The sequence below is a fragment of the Rhizobium sp. BK176 genome, assembly GCF_024808055.1.
This window is the reverse complement of sequence record NZ_JANUBV010000001.1, coordinates 1411739-1427766: the sequence shown is the minus strand read 5'-3', so window position 1 is coordinate 1427766 and position 16028 is coordinate 1411739. Positions and strand designations below refer to the sequence as shown.

Annotated in this window: 17 protein-coding genes and 1 pseudogene; 8 read left to right on the top strand and 10 right to left on the bottom strand. The window is 55.3% G+C overall.

Annotation, left to right across the window (positions count from 1 at the left end):
* Positions 1-146 precede the first annotated feature (146 nt).
* Both FHT76_RS07815 and FHT76_RS07810 read right to left on the bottom strand, forming a co-directional pair.
* Positions 147-653, bottom strand: coding sequence for a hypothetical protein (locus FHT76_RS07815; protein ID WP_259185238.1), 507 nt, complete (start codon positions 651-653; stop codon positions 147-149).
* A 4-nt stretch (positions 654-657) separates the two neighbouring features.
* Positions 658-918 carry a hypothetical protein gene (locus tag FHT76_RS07810; RefSeq protein ID WP_259185237.1) on the bottom strand — a complete coding sequence of 87 codons (261 nt, stop codon included), beginning with the start codon at positions 916-918 and terminating at the stop codon, positions 658-660.
* A gap of 848 nt (positions 919-1766) precedes the next feature.
* Here FHT76_RS07810 and FHT76_RS41385 point away from each other — a divergent pair.
* Together FHT76_RS41385 and FHT76_RS07805 are read left to right on the top strand one after the other, a co-directional pair.
* Positions 1767-1886: pseudogene (locus FHT76_RS41385) on the top strand (helix-turn-helix domain-containing protein); the annotation flags it as partial.
* 26 nt (positions 1887-1912) lie between these two features.
* Positions 1913-2359 carry a hypothetical protein gene (locus FHT76_RS07805; protein ID WP_259185236.1) on the top strand — a complete coding sequence of 149 codons (447 nt, stop codon included), beginning with the start codon at positions 1913-1915 and terminating at the stop codon, positions 2357-2359.
* A 56-nt stretch (positions 2360-2415) separates the two neighbouring features.
* Here FHT76_RS07805 and FHT76_RS07800 read toward each other — a convergent pair whose 3' ends face one another.
* The 3 genes from FHT76_RS07800 to FHT76_RS07790 form a co-directional block, all read right to left on the bottom strand.
* Positions 2416-3162, bottom strand: a complete 747-nt coding sequence (locus FHT76_RS07800) for a hypothetical protein (RefSeq protein WP_259185235.1) — start codon at positions 3160-3162, stop codon at positions 2416-2418.
* Positions 3163-3375: 213 nt separating this feature from the next.
* Positions 3376-3525: a hypothetical protein gene (locus FHT76_RS07795; RefSeq protein WP_259185234.1), complete on the bottom strand. Its 150-nt coding sequence runs from the start codon at positions 3523-3525 to the stop codon at positions 3376-3378.
* 259 nt (positions 3526-3784) lie between these two features.
* A complete protein-coding gene (locus FHT76_RS07790) occupies positions 3785-4228 on the bottom strand; it encodes a hypothetical protein (protein WP_259185233.1) in 444 nt (147 codons plus the stop codon).
* 237 nt (positions 4229-4465) lie between these two features.
* Between FHT76_RS07790 and FHT76_RS07785 the strand changes: the two genes are divergently transcribed.
* The 4 genes from FHT76_RS07785 (at position 4466) to FHT76_RS07770 (ending at position 8315) form a co-directional block, all read left to right on the top strand.
* Complete coding sequence (locus FHT76_RS07785) at positions 4466-5224, top strand: hypothetical protein (RefSeq protein ID WP_259185232.1); 759 nt, start codon at positions 4466-4468, stop codon at positions 5222-5224.
* Positions 5225-5355: 131 nt separating this feature from the next.
* Positions 5356-6114: a hypothetical protein gene (locus FHT76_RS07780; protein WP_259185230.1), complete on the top strand. Its 759-nt coding sequence runs from the start codon at positions 5356-5358 to the stop codon at positions 6112-6114.
* A gap of 284 nt (positions 6115-6398) precedes the next feature.
* Positions 6399-7679: a hypothetical protein gene (locus FHT76_RS07775; protein WP_259185229.1), complete on the top strand. Its 1281-nt coding sequence runs from the start codon at positions 6399-6401 to the stop codon at positions 7677-7679.
* A 51-nt stretch (positions 7680-7730) separates the two neighbouring features.
* Positions 7731-8315: a hypothetical protein gene (locus FHT76_RS07770; RefSeq protein ID WP_259185228.1), complete on the top strand. Its 585-nt coding sequence runs from the start codon at positions 7731-7733 to the stop codon at positions 8313-8315.
* Between the two features lie 112 nt (positions 8316-8427).
* On the opposite strand, the gene FHT76_RS07765 is transcribed toward FHT76_RS07770, so the two are convergent.
* Complete coding sequence (locus tag FHT76_RS07765) at positions 8428-9204, bottom strand: hypothetical protein (protein ID WP_259185561.1); 777 nt, start codon at positions 9202-9204, stop codon at positions 8428-8430.
* Between the two features lie 111 nt (positions 9205-9315).
* On the bottom strand, positions 9316-11505 hold the full coding sequence (locus tag FHT76_RS07760; RefSeq protein WP_259185227.1) for a hypothetical protein: 2190 nt from the start codon (positions 11503-11505) through the stop codon (positions 9316-9318).
* Between the two features lie 449 nt (positions 11506-11954).
* On the opposite strand from FHT76_RS07760, the gene FHT76_RS07755 reads away from it, so the two are divergent.
* Positions 11955-12824, top strand: a complete 870-nt coding sequence (locus tag FHT76_RS07755) for a glyoxalase superfamily protein (RefSeq protein WP_259185226.1) — start codon at positions 11955-11957, stop codon at positions 12822-12824.
* A gap of 327 nt (positions 12825-13151) precedes the next feature.
* Positions 13152-13745, top strand: coding sequence for a helix-turn-helix domain-containing protein (locus FHT76_RS07750; protein ID WP_259185225.1), 594 nt, complete (start codon positions 13152-13154; stop codon positions 13743-13745).
* A 183-nt stretch (positions 13746-13928) separates the two neighbouring features.
* On the opposite strand, the gene FHT76_RS07745 is transcribed toward FHT76_RS07750, so the two are convergent.
* The 3 genes from FHT76_RS07745 to FHT76_RS07735 form a co-directional block, all read right to left on the bottom strand.
* Positions 13929-14450, bottom strand: coding sequence for a hypothetical protein (locus FHT76_RS07745; protein ID WP_259185224.1), 522 nt, complete (start codon positions 14448-14450; stop codon positions 13929-13931).
* A 330-nt stretch (positions 14451-14780) separates the two neighbouring features.
* The gene (locus FHT76_RS07740; protein ID WP_259185223.1) at positions 14781-15257 is read right to left on the bottom strand and encodes a hypothetical protein; all 477 of its coding nucleotides are present in this window, start codon (positions 15255-15257) and stop codon (positions 14781-14783) included.
* Positions 15258-15332: 75 nt separating this feature from the next.
* A complete protein-coding gene (locus FHT76_RS07735) occupies positions 15333-15905 on the bottom strand; it encodes a non-canonical purine NTP pyrophosphatase (RefSeq protein ID WP_259185222.1) in 573 nt (190 codons plus the stop codon).
* Positions 15906-16028: the final 123 nt, after the last annotated feature.

The window sequence follows — 16028 nt, the reverse complement described above, 5'->3', positions numbered from 1 at the left end:
CGCAGACTCCGTAGCATCTGGGATGAAACGGATCAACTGCTGTACGACGAAATTCATGACCCCGAATTGGACTTGAAAGGAAATTGTTGACGCCGTTTTGCGTCCAGCGAACCGGGTTACCTCGGACCCTTGGCCGATAACGTGGGTTATCGGCCAGCGGCGGCTCGGAGCCTTTCCTCAAGAACGTCGTGCATGTGGTCGATCGCCTCTCGACCAAACCATGATTGCTTCTCGGTCACAAAAACAACGGCCATGCACTCCGTCAGTTGCTCAGGCGTGAAGCCTTCACTTTCCCGCGCTAAGTCACCGAATGCCGCCGCCAACAGCGTTGGTGTCGTGTGCGCATCCAAATCGACCCTGACGTACCGATCTTCCAATATCGCCTGTCTAAGAGTCGGGGTGAGCCTTTCCCTACGGAACCGTTCGCCGACGTCACGGGCGTCGACCTCCCCGTCATCATCAAGAGCATTGAGAAAATCTTGAAGCCTGATCGTGATTACTCGGCCTCTGTCCTGTTCGTCGTGAAGACGGAACAGGTGGCGCATTGACCAGATATCCGTTCCAAAAAACGGACCTTCTCCATCAAGGTCAGTCTTTCTCAGGAAGTCTCGAAGACCTCCAGCGGTGTACGGCGAGGGCATTCCAGTCGACATATTTCTACTCCTTGGGCAGGTGATCGGCCGCATTTGCCGCGGCGCTGATATCTCGTGTCGACATCAGCGTATCAAGAAACACCTCGACTTGAGCGCGGCTGTAGCCATCAATCAGTTTCTGGTATTCGGAATTCGCATCAAGTCCTAGCCTGTTCACCAGTTTTGAGCAGAAAGACCTCATGCCATCAAGCTCGCCTTGGGAGGATGCTTGATCGAAAAGTGAACGGAGAAGGGGCGAGCTTTCGACGTTGACGATAAGAGACATAAAACTGCCCTATGCAAATAGACCAAAGACATCGTTTTCACGAGAAGGCGCTACGGCGCAACTGCCGAGGTAATCTCACGATACATTCCTCAGATTGACGCAATTTCGCAATCCTGTGGTCGTCGCAAACCCATCAGAAGTTGCTCCTTCTGGACATCATCTCGTTGTAATCCGCGAGCGATCCCGCGTGAAATCCTGATGGCCCGAAGAATGATCGGAAGTTCCCAGACATCAAGTTGGAGTCTCCGAAAAGTAGCACTTTGTCGTACATGCTGGGCATTTCACCACGACACCGAAGACCAATGCCATACAGCCCTTGGCTGACATTCACGATTCTCGGGGATGTCCCCTTGATCATCCGATCCACGAAAACGACGGCGACGCCTTCTCCTACATCTCCAAACATGGAACTAAGGTACGCAATCGTCAGAGGCACCGGAACGCCATATATCTGGCCATAGCTTGCAAGGACTCTCCCTTCCACGACATTCGCGGAGGTTTCGGGTGTTCTAATGTTGCCGGGAATGCAGGCGACTGCCTTAGCGGTGCCCGCGATTAGTACCAGTGCAGACACTAAGTACATCGTCAGACATGAATTTTTCATCGTCTCAATACCTCTAAGTCCAAGGGTTTATGGTGATGATGGCTCGGCGGACGGAGCCTAACAATAAGTTTGGCCGATAGCTTAGGTCGCCGTCCAGCGGACCCACCTAATGGAGGTCCTGCCCAGGTATGCTCTTCAAGTCACCGCCACCCCCTATGGTCGATAACGACTGTTATCGACCACGGATATTCGCGATTGGCTCGTTTCGCGCCAAACCGAAAAGGTATATGACTTCCGGATAGGCGTGAACGGAGTGGGCAATGGGACTAGCAGCGCCGTCAGACGACTGAGGGAACAGGCAGGACTTTCGCAGGGCCAACTCGCCGAGAAGGCCGGCGTCAGCCAGGCGGAGATAAGCCGCATCGTGGCAGGACCCAATACTCAAGGGCCATGCCGGAGCTTGCGAGAGCCCTCGGCTGTCAGGTCTCCGACCTCAGCCCCGAGTATGCAAGCGCGGGCCGGGACGCCAGCCTGCCGTCGATACCGATCGTTGGTTGGGGAGACCTGGTCGGCGGCTCGGCGGCCGCCACTCCCAAGGAACATGTCCAGCTCAGTATGCTCGACGGTCGCTTCGTCATCGCCGTCATCATGCCGGACGGATCGGCGGACCGCATCGCGGCCGAAGGAGACACGGTCTTCGTGGACACCGCCGACATCGGCCTGAGGCATGGCGAACCATACCTGTTCGTCCACGAGGGCGCGCCGACGCTCCGCATCTATCGGAAACTGCCCGACAGGATGCAGCCCGCATCCACGAGCCTCGATTTCGAGACGCAGTACTGCACGGCGACGACGAGGGTTGTCGGACGGGTCAGGCTGTCCGTGAAAGTTCTATGAGCATTCAGGGCAGGCTGTATGGCTGACGAAAACCGGAAGCCGCCGACAATCTGCGATTAGACGAACGGTCGAAACGAGGCTTCAGGTGATTTCCGACTAGCTTTCTTGCTTGGAAACATTTCGACCATTTCGTAGATAGAAAGCCAGACTGGCAGTGATTCGGGGGACTGGCCGTTCCGCTCTGTCATTGCAAAACACTTGGCGTCGGATACATCGATATCGCCAGGGTGCATCAGGCAACCAGGCCTTCTAGCTCGGACGTCGTTATCCAAATGCATAGAGTTTACTTTGATCTGGATGATCACAGGTACCGATCCGTCCTTACGAAGCTGGAACGTCCTCGTCAAAGCGGTAGCCTGCGCCCAAGACACTGCCCCGCGCCAAGACGGGGTCAGGAAAACGCCCGCCGAGAGATAGTCGTCGTCAACGATGCCAGACCACGGGGACTTCCCGCCGTTCGGAATGAGCCCGTGATCAACGATCGATGACAGAGCCTTCGATGAGGTGCCGTGATATACATAGTGCGGCCAGGAGGGGAAGGCCGATTTCATCGTTGCAGCGGCATCTTCTGCCGCCCGGTTACGAGAGAACAAAAATCTCTCCGGCTCATGTCCGCGACGAGAAACGAAGATGGAGTGCGCCTTATCAAGCGCGTCCATCATTTCGCTGTCTGAGAGAGTGCTCTTGCAGCGCTCTACGACAGCAATAAGCTGATCCGCGCTGTTCGTCACCACTGGAATTTCGAGTGCCTCGATAATCTCGCAGAGATCGACGGCCAGAGCTTCAGTCATTTTGATCGCCATGTTCCCAGCCCCCATGTGATGACTGCACCGAGCATCGATGTCTTTAAATCGCAAGGGCGTCGTATTTCACAGCGAGTGCCGAAGTCAAGACTTTAATAGGCGATATTCGCCGTACGAAAGCGATATGGCTGCGGGAGATGCGTGAATGGTTGGATCGGCCGGCAGTTGTCGGCCGGCAGTTGTCGGCCGATCCAAGGTCTACATGAGCCTTAGTCAGTTGGCCTCGATCTTCACGCCATTCTCGCCGACACTGAGCTGGATGCCTTCTGGCTTCTGTTCCTCGTGGTACTTGTATACGCCGAACCCAACGGCGGCGGTGATTACCACGCCGACGATGAAATAAACTATGTTGTTGCGCGTCATGGATGGTCCCCCTTTGTGTTGAAGAGAAATGGCAACCACGGCCGTTTCGTTCCCGCCGACGGAAATATTCCATCCTTGTTACCTTGATCGAGGTCTTCTCCACTACCACGGTTTTGAGGTCATGGAGACGTGGGCTATTGGCCAGTGAGGTGCGACCTCTCCCATCTTAGCGTTCCCTCTAAACTCCTGACGCCACTTGGAATGACCATAAGGTAATCTAACTTGTCGATGGTCATCCCAAACACGGTCGGAACAATATTCACCCGCTCGTGGGGACCAGATTTGTGTCGATATCAATCTTCAGAATCGTAGCCGCCTCGTCGATGAGTTCGATCAAGCGCTTCCGCTTGTCTATTTCGGAAATGAACTTCTTTTCATGATGATCAAGGAGGTCGGCGCTATCCTGCGTCGCTTCTGTCAGAATTTGGTGAACCTCCTCTTCGGTTTTTCCTGTGAGGGAATTTAGAACTTCATCGCTGATGAGATAGCTCTCAACTTCAGAAATCGCCTCCAAGATGGACTTCTTTCCATCGGCAACGGGGACTAGGTCCAGCTTCAGCCGTTCAACTCCGAGTTCAAGAACGAGGAGTTCCAACTCTTCTTCATGTTGAAATACATCGCGACTTTTGAGGTCCGCGATTGCCCTGAGCTTCACCGCAGCAGGATGGTCAGAAAGCATGAATTCAAATTCGCTAATACGCATGGGTAAGACCTCCGGATCATGAAATTTGATGCTGGCACGACAAGCAGGCCATTCCAAGCGAAAACCCGTAGTTAGTGAAGGACAGGCCCTCTAATACCCTTTTCACATTTCATTTAAGGTCAACGCTGTTAGCGTCGTGACAATCAAAGAATATTATGTTCCGCATAGTTTGAAGTCTTCTATTGCAAAACAAATTCTGATGTATTAGAGGACATCGATAATGATCAGGAGGTTAAGGTGTCCACATCACAAGCGATGAACCTTTTGACCAACGATGAAGGCCTCAGATTTCGCTCGTACTTCCTTCGCTTCGTTTCTCCTCTCTACTACCTGCAAGAGGGAAATCGCAGAGCAACGGTCAAGGCCAATGGAACCTGTTTCTTCATGCAAGGACCCTCATCATTTTTCGGGGTTACAGCACGCCACGTCATCTCGGATGCGCCTAAAGGTGACCTTCCTATCCTCGTTGGCAATCTGAAGATGGATGTTCGTGATCGCGATATCAGCGGCAGCAGTGGACTAGACGTTTTCACTTTCTCGATTTCAGGAAATGAGATTCACAAACTAGGTAAAACGCCTTTTGGATACGAAGACCTCGCACCAGCTGATCTTGGCGGCTTCGTTATGCCTTGCGGCTTCCCGGGTAATCTACGTAGCAGACTGGGGCCGTATGAGACCGATTTTGTTGCGACTGATTACAGTGGCGTAATTACGAGTGTGGGGGACGACACCGCTACTATTAGATTCGCATCAGATGACGAGCTGAAAAGGTTTAACACTAAAATCGGCTCTAATGGAAACTGGTTCAAACCTGGTGGCATGAGTGGTGGCCCTGTCTTCCGTGTGAAGTCGGAATACGGTGCTTTGACATCAAAACTTGTCGGTGTGATCAGTCAAGGCCACGATTTTCAAACGGGCCGACAAATGGTTTTCACACAATCTAGCGTGATTTCTTCCTCCGGAAGAGTGGCGCACGCCCGTAACAAACGCTTTTGATGCCCCTGTGGCCGATAAGGGTCATTATCGGCCAAAGAAATAGGGTCGCGAACTCCACGTCATCGATCCGACACGCCGGTAATTCGAGATCGTATTGTAGATGGCATCCGAGCAATCAGAAGGATGCCAATTTGCGAAGACAGGACGATAGCCGAACTCTGATCGCAATATGCGTCGCCTTGCTAGTTTGCTTCTACGTCACGGGCATTGCCCATCAGAATGTCACGACGAAGGTAAGTGGCGAGAAAGCACCTGTTGCTGTTCAGATCACTGGTTCGGACTTCATTGTGAGCCGGATCAACAGTTGCCGCTACAGCGATGACTTTTTCACGTTTGGCACTGGAAATAACGGACTGTATGTCGATTGGGATGACGGCACAGACGTTTTCCAAGGTCTTCAAAATGGCCAAAGTTGCGCCGATGCCCAACGGAATCACACGTTTGACGTCCCAGGTATCTACAATGTCAGAATTTCAACATTGCGGGCGGGCAATGACAAATGCGCTGACTGCATAACCACCGAATCTGTCACGTCCAAGACCTTTGTCGTCAACGGCGCGACACCCCAGGACTCACTAAACCTCGAGAATGTTTCGTCGCAAGAAATCGCATATCACGGTGGATTGTACGTTAGTTGGAACGCATCTGCTGCATCCAGATCGACCATAATTGTTGAGGCAGTGGATGATAAGGGAGCGGTCATCACAAAGAGCGAAGAAATGACGTGGTCCAGGTTGGGTAGTCGCAAAGTGTGGTTCACCATGCAGGGCAAGGAGTATGAAACGGCAGTTGGGCGCGGTGACACTTCCGTCAGGATCAGGATTAGAATGTTGAGAGGAAACAAAGTGATCCGCGAAGTTTTTTCGGAACCGGTATTGATGTCGAGGTAGACGGCTTGTCACCTCCGCCAAGAAGCGATGAGACAGGAAGCCTGTCGCCAAGACAGACCGCGCAGGAGTAATGGGCGGGCATTCACCTCGGTCGAGTACCAAAATGGGGTCTTGCAATAACCTGCCTTCCTCAGTAAACAGATAGGTAGGTCGCTGGGAACCGTGGCCGCTTCCGCCCTCGTGGTCGAGCTGAACCCCAGCCAATCGAACCTGTTTTCCAGAGCCAGTCCGGATCGCAGAGGTTGATGGAAGCACCTCGTCAGGTCCGGCTATAGGTAATGGAAATGTCCCAGATTTTCCTGAATTACGACGACGTGCGCGGATTGGTATCCTGGCTGGGCAAACATCGGCCGCGTGCCCGCGACCCGCTGGGTTGCCAAGCCTTCATTTCCGCTGCGCTGAATACCGGCAACGGACTGTTTGTCGCACGACTGAGGTTCGAAACTCCGATCGAGCAAATCGGCATCCAGATGACCCTCGAGCACGTCACAAAGTTGAGCCGAGCGATGACCGCCAAGGACCTCACGGTTCTTCGGCATACCGACCGCCTCGAGATCGTCGCCAATTGCTTCGGATGGCGCGCCGACGCCCTCATGCATCATCTCAAGTCGACAACGGGTAAGCTCGGTAGGAATCCGAGCCTTCAGTACGAGATCAACCTCGTTGAGAACTTCAGTCGCCTGGCAGGCGCGCAACGTCTCGATAAGTGGAAATCCATCCTGCGCGGGGGCAATGGGCTTTATGTCGTGACAGGCAGGCCGGGAAATGGGGTCGTCCACTCATACACGGCGAGCTTCCTGCTGGCGGGAGCGGAAGGAATCACAGATCAGGAAAAAGGTCTGATCGTCGGCAGGTCGAAACATACCGGCGAGCGGGTTTATGGCATGGCAGTGCGCAATGCGGACGACATCAGGGTTTGTGGCGAGATTGCCACTCGCTCGCCCGTCATCATATCCCTCGCCAGCCGCGGCGTGGAAGACGCGATCGGCCAACTTCGAGGCACCGCAGGCTTCAATATGTCCGTCGTGAGAGGAGTGCTTCACCAGACCCTCGACCACAAAAACGGCGAATGGACAGCAGAGATGGATATCGTCGACGCGGCCGGCCTAACCTCTACAACGACAGAGCCAACCGGCGTTCACTTTCCCCACAATGTTCACGACCCTGACCTGTTATCGCGCCTTGTCGAATTTGCGACCTCGAGGAAGGCGTCTGAAATCCACATCGTCACGGACGGCTCCACTGGAACTATGAGATTGCGAGCCGAATTCGAGGAGCGCGAAAACCAAGATGCGCCACGGTACACGACACGGCGCTTCGCCGATAATGTTCCCGATTCCGTAATCTGCGATATTCGAGCGAACCTTATCACACTTGAAGACACATCGATCCAGTCGGCGAACCGACGCATCGACCTGAGCAAAATCCCAAACGTCGCTCGGCACGATGAGATCAGAGCCATCGTCTTCCAAGACAATGGGTTCTCGAAGGGAAGATACCTAGTGATCAGGTTTCTCTATGTCGTTCCCGAGCGGAAAGAAGGCGACGACGTGGAACCGCATTGACGACGTTTAAAACAGGCGTGAGGCTTAGACAAACAGAATTCTGGAAGAAGCATGATCATCGAATGGCATCAAAATCCCCTAAAGACCACGGTCCGTCTCACGCCCGACGAGCGTACGATTTTCCTGCTGAAGGCCAAGATCAAGGACTTCGAGGACGCAGCACGTATGGCGGTCTTCTACCTGGACGAAAAGGGCAAGGAGAAGGGGCGCTACAGTCCTGAAAAGGCGCTGGTCCGCCTGAGGTGCCAGCTCGACGACAAGTCAGACGAGAACGATCCGGAGGAGTCAGGTGCGGCGGCGATGCTCCAGGCTGTCGAGTGCAAGGAACACCTCGGGGACTGCGTCTGTGTCGCCACGACGTGTGACAAGTGCATGGGCGAGGACCTGATCGGCATCAACACCATCGCCGGCCTGAGCCAGCATGGCCGGGCAAAGCTTCGCGGCGCATACGGAGAGAACGGCGATCGGTCGATCCACGAGGTGATCGAAGCCCTCCGGAACTACCAGCCTTCGCGGACAGGTCACTGGGCCACCATGGATGACGCAACCTTCGAGCGGCATGCCGTACAGTGGCGAGCAGAGGCCAAGGAGGCTCACGACTGGCTGGTTAGCTACAGGGACACCAGGCTGGCCTAAAACGAGCCGACAACACCCCACAAAAAGGCCGCCTGCGACGAACAGGCGGCCTTTCGTTTGAGAGGACGTCTCTGGCCGATAAAGAGGGTTATCGGCCAGCTACCTCTACGAGTTACGTTCCGGTGACAGAGACCGCAGTCGTCGACTGTGTTGTGGTCGAGTTGCCGAGCTGACCGTAACCGTTGCCGCCCCAGCATTTGACGGAACCCTGAGCGGTGATGGCGCAGCTATGCTGGTATCCCGTTGCAATCGCCGTGTTGCCAGTCGAAAACCCATGGACGCTCACCGGCAGGCTCGAGTTCGTTGTAGTGCCATTGCCGAGCTGACCGTTGGAGTTCCAGCCCCAGCAATTTACGGCACCGGAGGACAATGTCGCGCAGGTATGACGGTTGCCCGTCGCAACGTTAACGACGCTGGATGTCAGCCCGCTTACGTCAACAGGAACGTTCGATGCGGTAGTCGTACCGTTGCCGAGCTGACCGTCGCTGTTGCTGCCCCAGCACTTCAGGCCGCCCGAGCCGGTGACTGCGCATGTCGCCATTTTGCTGGTGTTGTCGCCGCCTGCCTTCAGGGCCACGATACCGGTCAGCCCCTTGATGACAACGGGAACGGAGGAGTTTGTGTTGAGACCGTTGCCGAGCTGGCCGGCATCGTTACGGCCCCAGCATCTCCCTGTTCCGTCTGCAAGCACTGCGCACGTATGCATGCTGCCAGCCGCGACGATGGAAACTCCGGAACCAAGTCCGCTGACGTCCACCGGAACAGTCGAGGAAGCCGTCAGACCATTGCCGAGCTGGCCGTAAGCGTTGATCCCCCAGCACTTGACGCCGCCCGTGTTCATCACGACACACGTATGGCCGTTATTACCATTGCCGTGGGCGGCCGTAATGTAGACAGCGCCAGACGAAAGGCCACTGAAGTCGGTCGGAACGCTCGCATTGGCAGTCGACCCAGTTCCAAGCTGACCGGAGGTGGCCGTTCACAACAGCCACCTCCGAATTTAGAAGCTCGGGCGGTTCGGTCCAACTGACAATGGCGACACGAACAACTCGTCGATCTCCTCGATACGATCGTCGTCGAAATCGATATCCATCACTTCCAGCGTCCTTTCGTCGACATGCCAGGTTTTGATCCCATCTGCCAGGCGGTGACCGATCAGCGGGCCGTAGTGTTCCTTGATGTGCTGGATAAGGGGACCTGTGAAGTAGGACAGCGACGACAGCCCGTAGCTTGAGCGTGACCAGCCGGGAGACCAGAGTATACAGCCGACAACTGCATAGGTTTTGTCGCGGGATTTCGCGAGAGTGAACGAAAAATATCGCGGGTCTCGGGGTGTGGTTCGCTGAGATCGCATCTGGCCAATGAGCTTTATAGCTGTCGGGTCAAAGTCCGACAGGTCGTCGATCGGTATGCGCCACCCTCGAACAACGGGGCTCGAGCTCATATCCATAAGCGCCTGTTCCAACGATCTCGATCCCTCTCCGCTCACCCGACTTTTCGGTGCCGGATCGTCGTTCTGGGCTTCGTTCAGGTGAAAGTTCCGCTCATGCGTCGAGCCAACAGATATCACCTGCCGATCCGATGGAAACAACCGTTTCATCCAGTTAGGAAGCGCATGGAAGGCGGCGGAAGCCTTCGTCTCCATATCAGGCAACGCGGGCGGTTCATCCTTCGCCCATCCTGGACCGACGCCAAGCGGACAGCCGTACCAAATCCCGATGCGGTTCATCGATCCAGTTCCACTGTAGCTGCGGACAGGGCCGTGGTTCAACGTCCACCATGGCTGGTCGGCTGCGCGAACATCGGCTTCGTCCAGGCATTGCACCAGCTTCACCCTCTCATCCTCGTCGAGGTCAAGGTCGCCGAAATCGAGGTAACTACCATAGGCATACCTGTTCCACGAGCGCGGAGGACCACCGGAGCCTCCCGCTTCAGTGAAGGCAAACGGCTTGAGATCGGCGACCTTGCGTTTGGTCTCGCGGAGGAATTTGTTCAGCCAGCGATCCATTGCCGGAATATCGGATTGTGTCCCGTTAGTCCCGTCTTCGGTTCGCCAACGGAGCAAGACATCGGGATCGTTCCCGCTCCTGCCTAGAAACTGGGTCAGCTTGAGGCCAAGCTCTGTAATCGCGACTGTTCCGTCGACCTTGAACGACAGGAGGCGCAAATTTCCAAGATCGTAGTAGAGACTGTTTAGCTGGTGGAGTTCATAGCCGTCCTCGATGACCAATGGCCGGTACTTGCCACTACCCCTCCAGACAAACCTCGGATTTCCGTCCGCTGTGAGGCCTTCAACGTGGCCAGACGCGTGGATCAGTGATTCCCGCATTTGTGTCCAATTATCCCAGAACGCCCTTGTTTGCGGCGGAGCCGAGTTGCGCCATTGCTCGACGTCAGAAACACCTTTCGCAGCTGCTTCGAACAAAATTTGCAACGCTAAAGGGTCGCCGAACACGGAGAAGCGGCTTCGGTTGACGGCGACGGCGCTATCGATCCGCTCTGCGGACGGCAAATGGTGCAATGCCCGGCCCAGGAAGATTGAAGCATTCTGGTCATGACTGGCCTGAAAACGCTCCTGCGCTTCGAACTTTTCCCTCAGCCTCATGACTTCGCCAGAAGACAGCCCTGAGAGCGACCCTTCCTTAGCGATGTAGAACGACGGCAGCGCCGCTTCGTCCAGGTGATCGAAAGCACAAGTATGTTTTCTGATCTCGCTGTCTGATGGCGTCCGCAGGTCGAGGATAACGATCTCCGCAGTCGCGATTACATCCTTCGAAAGGAAAGTCCTGGAATCTGCATCGGCATATGAAATCTGGACGCTAAACCCATCTTGATCGAGAACCTGATTTCTGACGTCGGACGCCCTTCCCCTCGCGTAGACACAGCGACCTTCTGCTGCGTACTCGAACAGAGGCTTCACCACGACGGGCAACGACTTCCACGGAAGATTTCGTGATTTCTTGGTGGCAACGCCGATGTCGGGATGGATGCCATAGCCGGCGACGTCTTCAGGAACGTAGCCAATGGAGTAAAGCCATTGCCAGAAACCGGGTGTGCTGTGAGGTCCTTGACCTGTATACGGCTCGCCGTACTTTCCGTTCTTCCATACACGCCCTTGGTCGAGTAGCAACACCTTGCGGGATTTAAAGGGCGGCAAAATCTTTGTATGACGCACGACATAATTGGTCATCACAATCTCCATTTTCTCTTGGATAAGGCGGTGTCCGAATTCTGTTCGGGTCCAGCACGGCCGGACTATGTACCTTGATGGTCGTATCGTACGCCTAGCGTGTCAATCAATGAAGTCCCGATATTTTTGTCAAATTCGCCGTTTTTTTCCGATCTCAAGATTGAAGATGTCGATTACATATCAATGGCTTCGGGGAAGAATCTCTCATTCATTTCCGATGTTCGCTTCCGATCTTTTGGAAGGCAATTAATTGACGACTCTGCTTGACAGCCTTTGCCCGCTGCCGCAAATTGGCGACGGTTTTGGCCCGCCTATCTTCCCCGCCGCAAGGCATGGTGAAGTGGTCAGAAATACGAAGTCCTATGCGTCCAGCAACCACAGATCGAATGGCGGCGACACAGAGGGTAATGGGGAAGCCTTGGTATTATGTCGGCCGCACAGGAGAGATCATGTCTGGAATGCATCAGCACGCTTCGATGACGTCGGAGCAGGCCAAATCTGCGGCTAAGAACATCAAGTCCCGCCTCAAAGCCATCGGCGTTGAAATGAGCATGGGTCACGCCTACGAGGCGCTGGCCGGCTCTCGAGGATACGCCAACTGGTCGACCATGAAGGCCGATTTGCGAGCAAGTACACTCAACTCGTCCATTCATGCGTCGGTGGCCGTCACGGCGATAGAAACCCTCAAGGAAAAGCTCCGCGAAGCTGTCAGGGCTGCCCCATCGAGAAGGAAACATCGCCAGCTCTTCCTCGACGTCAAGCGGGAGCTTCACAACACGCTCCATGAAGCCACGTCCAACATGGAGGCAGTCCAGACTTTGATGGGGACTCTTGCGACAATCACCGAGACGAGGGACACCGAGGCCCAGAGGTCGTTTGCCGAACTGTTCCGCGGTTATCTCGGCAAGCAGCTAATTCCGGAGATCGGCGACACGATCGCCGAGGTGTTCGCCGAAGACACCAAAGACTATCTCGCGAGAACTCTGATCGCAGTGGAGCTTCTTATCTGCGACAGCATGCCTTCCGATAGTCGACGGTCCCTCCTCGTCGAAGAACTGTCCTTCGAGAAGTTCATGTCTTGCACCAATTACATCATGAGCAACGAGCGCATCACTCTCGATTCCGCCAAAAGGCATGGTCATGTCGTTCGATTCGCGACGGGAGAAATCGACGCGATGAAGGCTTCGGAAATGATCCTGTCGATCACCCATCTCCTCAACTACGGACCGCGTCTGGCTTTTGAGACGTTCATGGAGGAGCGCTCTAAGATTATCGGTCGGAAGATGGCCGTGATTCATCGTGCGAACAAAGCTGCGTAGATGGGAGACCGCGAAGAGAGTTCACTGGCCGGTAAGGGTAGTTATCGGTCAGTGCGGCCTCTACTAATCGGATCGCAATGCAAGACCTCAAGAAGCCTCAGGTCCACGGCGCGCCGTACATGACGTCTTGCATTATCTGGCGATCACCGATAGCTGAAGCCGCGGATACGAGACCTTTGGAAGATGAGCTGACCGGTAGACCGAGATGCCTGCTAGTGCCAAGCGGAAACCAGACGGAAAGTCTGCGGAAACCGCAAAAAACCACTTCGATCTCAGGCGGGATCGAGCCATTGATTGGTCACCCCCATCAAACGGAGCCAACAGAGAATGTCGCAAATCAAATCCGAACGTATAAAGCAGTCCATGAGCCAGAAGAGGCTCGCCAGCCTTGCGGGCATTGACGCCAGAACGCTCCGCAAGATCGAAAAGGGAGAGGTCGTTTCCGCGGAGTCTTTTAGATCGGCATGTCTGGCGCTGGGACTTGATCCGTCCCTCCCGGAGCGGAAAATCGACGATCTCGTCTCGGGAGAGGCACAGGATGGAGCGCCTTCTTCTAACCGCTGGCGCGATAGCATTGAAGCTGTCGTGCTTGGTGTTCTTGTGACAGCGCTACTCGTTTCGATCCCGCTTGTTGGAGGTCCTATGGCCAGCCGCTACTACTTCGACCGATATCCGAATTTGAGGATCGAGGCGAACGTACCCGGCACTTGCGCGGAGACAACGGGGAGCGAGGTAGCGAACAAAGTGGAACGCGCCCTCGGAGGCTCGAAGCTTACCACTTCCTCAACGAGAAGCGGTACAAATGCCTGCACTGTGGTCATCAACACGTTCCTCGCCGGAAGCAACGAAGCCGAAATTATCGCGCGCCTGAAGGCTGTCCCAATTGACGCGACCATCCTGCGATATCGTCCGTCTGCCTGAGGCGGGCGGCGACGCGAATTGCACACGGGTCGTTGACGCAACCGTTCGATAGAGCGGGCATTGATTGCAGATATTGGAGAAAACAATGACCCAAGAATCGGGCCGGAGGGTACTTCGTCCCGCCTACAGCCACTGTTGGCCGATAAGGGGCTTTATCGGCCAACAGTGAAGGAAAGGCCGCGACTAGAAGGGCATTCCAGCAGATAGAGGCCAGTGCTGGATCGCGTTGTTCTCCAGGTAGTCATCTGGATTATTGTGCCTGCCTTTCAAATAGTCGGGATCGTCCTCGAGCCTGCCGTCAATGTGCAGTTGGTCGATGACCAATTGAATGATTTCCGGCTTTAAGAATCGGTATAGGGCGTTGGACAACCTCCCCAACCTGACCAACGTCGACTCGTCCTGCGGGCCATCGTCATCGGAGACCAGGTTAATTTCGTTGATCAGCCGATCTGTGACCCAGGCCTGCATCATGCCTACGGTACGGTCGCCTTCGCGCGGAAACCTGGCCTCGGCGGCGTATCGGTGGAGAGTTCCCTGCCAGCTCAGATGCGCGCCAGTCGAGTAGTTGTCCCAGCGCCTCTCTTCGGACGCCTCTCTCTCGAAATTTGATGCCTTGCGTTCGAGCTTGTCACGGTCGTCACCCCAAGGGACCTGCCTCAGCAGATGGACCATCGCGTCTCTCACCACGTTGTCGACAATCGTCATTTTCAGGACATCCATTTTTATCACTGTGCGTCCGTCGAACTTCACCGATCACCAAGCAAGAAGCCAGAGACCCGACAAGGGTTGCCAACGGTCCGGTTCCAGGCGACAGTCTACAGGCCGTCCTAGTTCGCGACTGAGCCGATAAGATCGGTGGAAACGCCATCTTCGAGAAAGAGGATGCCGACGCAGGTGAAACGTCACACCCAATGCGGGTTCGACCAGCTCGGACTTTGCGGAGGGGTCCGCGCCAAACGGTGCGGTGTTTCGGGTAAACGAAGACAGGGAAAGTAGGCGGCGACGGACTGCAGATACCGTCGCCGCCTTTTCGTATCAGGGCCGCGGCGGCGCGGTCGGAGCAACTGTTGTGGCGGGAGATTCCGAGAACAGGCTTCCCTTGATGCGCGCGACGACAGCGAAATACCGAAGGGAACCGTCGTCGTTCAGCTTCAAACCGAGTGATTTGGCCGGGATTCCCTCGAAGTCCGCCTCCATGATCGTGTACGGACCGCCCTTAGCGTACATCGTCTCGAGAACCTCTTCCGCAGCGTCTCTCGACGTGAACAACGCCGGATGCAGCGTCATACCGAAACCGGAAAGCGGCTCCATCCCTGCCCTTGTCTGAAGCCGCATCAGTGTCATCTGGTCGACCACTGCGAAGACCTTCTCGACGGCATAGTCAGCCACGTTGCCTTCATCCACCGTCAGGCAGGCGAAGCTCTCGTCAGGAACGAAAGGTGCCGGATTTGCGGCTAGGCCGCGCAAGACGCTTGTGACTTCCTGGGAGCTGACTTTCGAGATTGGACGCATCGATTTTTCCTATGTTCGGCGGATAGTACGCAGCGGCGGCGCAAGCAACTATGTTGTCTTGCGTAGTCGTTTTCCTCAGTGTCCCTGCATAGGGCCGCGCCAAGTCGGAACGGATGTCAGATCGGTCGAGAAATCGGGTTCCCAGGAAAGCAGCTGCTTGATCGCCGCCAGTCTCGGATTGTGGGCGTCCTTGAGGCCGTTCGATTCCAGTTCGGCAAGCGTCATATCGATGCCGTCGACTTCGAAAAACGCATCGAACCCGAAGCCGCCCTCGCCTCTCGGTTCCACAATGCGCCCGGATACCCTGCCCTTGAAGACATGGATTGCCGATCCGTCGTTGACGCCGAGCCTGACCTCGAAGTCGATAGGCTTACCGACCAAGGCCCCAAGTTCAGCTCGCTTCCAACGGATGTCCACCATAGGCTCGCCGTCGATCAGAACGACGCTGTCTTCAACGATGCACATGCCCCCGGCAGCGATCGCCTTGTAGACGATGACTTCGTCAGGTGTGCCGTCGACTTCCTCGATGTCCTGCCCTTTCGCGAACGTCAGGTTCGAAAGTCCGAACCTCGAGAATTCCCTGATTTTGTCGGCGTTGCTGGTCAGCAGCGTGAAGTCTGCGAGATCGGGCATTTCATTGGGCATCATAGCTCCCCTTCAGCGGCGTGTCAGATCGTATAGTGGCCTCCACGGGAGCTGGAAACCAGCCAATTGTAACTAGGCAATTGTCGGCGAGATTTCGAACCGGAGTCTTCCATTGACACAGCATGC

What these genes read in the sequence shown, in the direction of transcription:
- FHT76_RS07815 (WP_259185238.1), bottom strand. Translation starts at nt 653, where the DNA reads ATGTCGACTGGAATGCCCTCGCCGTACACCGCTGGAGGTCTTCGAGAC.
- FHT76_RS07810 (WP_259185237.1), bottom strand. Translation starts at nt 918, where the DNA reads ATGTCTCTTATCGTCAACGTCGAAAGCTCGCCCCTTCTCCGTTCACTT.
- FHT76_RS07805 (WP_259185236.1), top strand. Translation starts at nt 1,913, where the DNA reads ATGCCGGAGCTTGCGAGAGCCCTCGGCTGTCAGGTCTCCGACCTCAGC.
- FHT76_RS07800 (WP_259185235.1), bottom strand. Translation starts at nt 3,162, where the DNA reads ATGGCGATCAAAATGACTGAAGCTCTGGCCGTCGATCTCTGCGAGATT.
- FHT76_RS07795 (WP_259185234.1), bottom strand. Translation starts at nt 3,525, where the DNA reads ATGACGCGCAACAACATAGTTTATTTCATCGTCGGCGTGGTAATCACC.
- FHT76_RS07790 (WP_259185233.1), bottom strand. Translation starts at nt 4,228, where the DNA reads ATGCGTATTAGCGAATTTGAATTCATGCTTTCTGACCATCCTGCTGCG.
- FHT76_RS07775 (WP_259185229.1), top strand. Translation starts at nt 6,399, where the DNA reads ATGTCCCAGATTTTCCTGAATTACGACGACGTGCGCGGATTGGTATCC.
- FHT76_RS07770 (WP_259185228.1), top strand. Translation starts at nt 7,731, where the DNA reads ATGATCATCGAATGGCATCAAAATCCCCTAAAGACCACGGTCCGTCTC.
- FHT76_RS07760 (WP_259185227.1), bottom strand. Translation starts at nt 11,505, where the DNA reads ATGACCAATTATGTCGTGCGTCATACAAAGATTTTGCCGCCCTTTAAA.
- FHT76_RS07755 (WP_259185226.1), top strand. Translation starts at nt 11,955, where the DNA reads ATGTCTGGAATGCATCAGCACGCTTCGATGACGTCGGAGCAGGCCAAA.
- FHT76_RS07750 (WP_259185225.1), top strand. Translation starts at nt 13,152, where the DNA reads ATGTCGCAAATCAAATCCGAACGTATAAAGCAGTCCATGAGCCAGAAG.
- FHT76_RS07745 (WP_259185224.1), bottom strand. Translation starts at nt 14,450, where the DNA reads ATGACGATTGTCGACAACGTGGTGAGAGACGCGATGGTCCATCTGCTG.
- FHT76_RS07740 (WP_259185223.1), bottom strand. Translation starts at nt 15,257, where the DNA reads ATGCGTCCAATCTCGAAAGTCAGCTCCCAGGAAGTCACAAGCGTCTTG.
- FHT76_RS07735 (WP_259185222.1), bottom strand. Translation starts at nt 15,905, where the DNA reads ATGATGCCCAATGAAATGCCCGATCTCGCAGACTTCACGCTGCTGACC.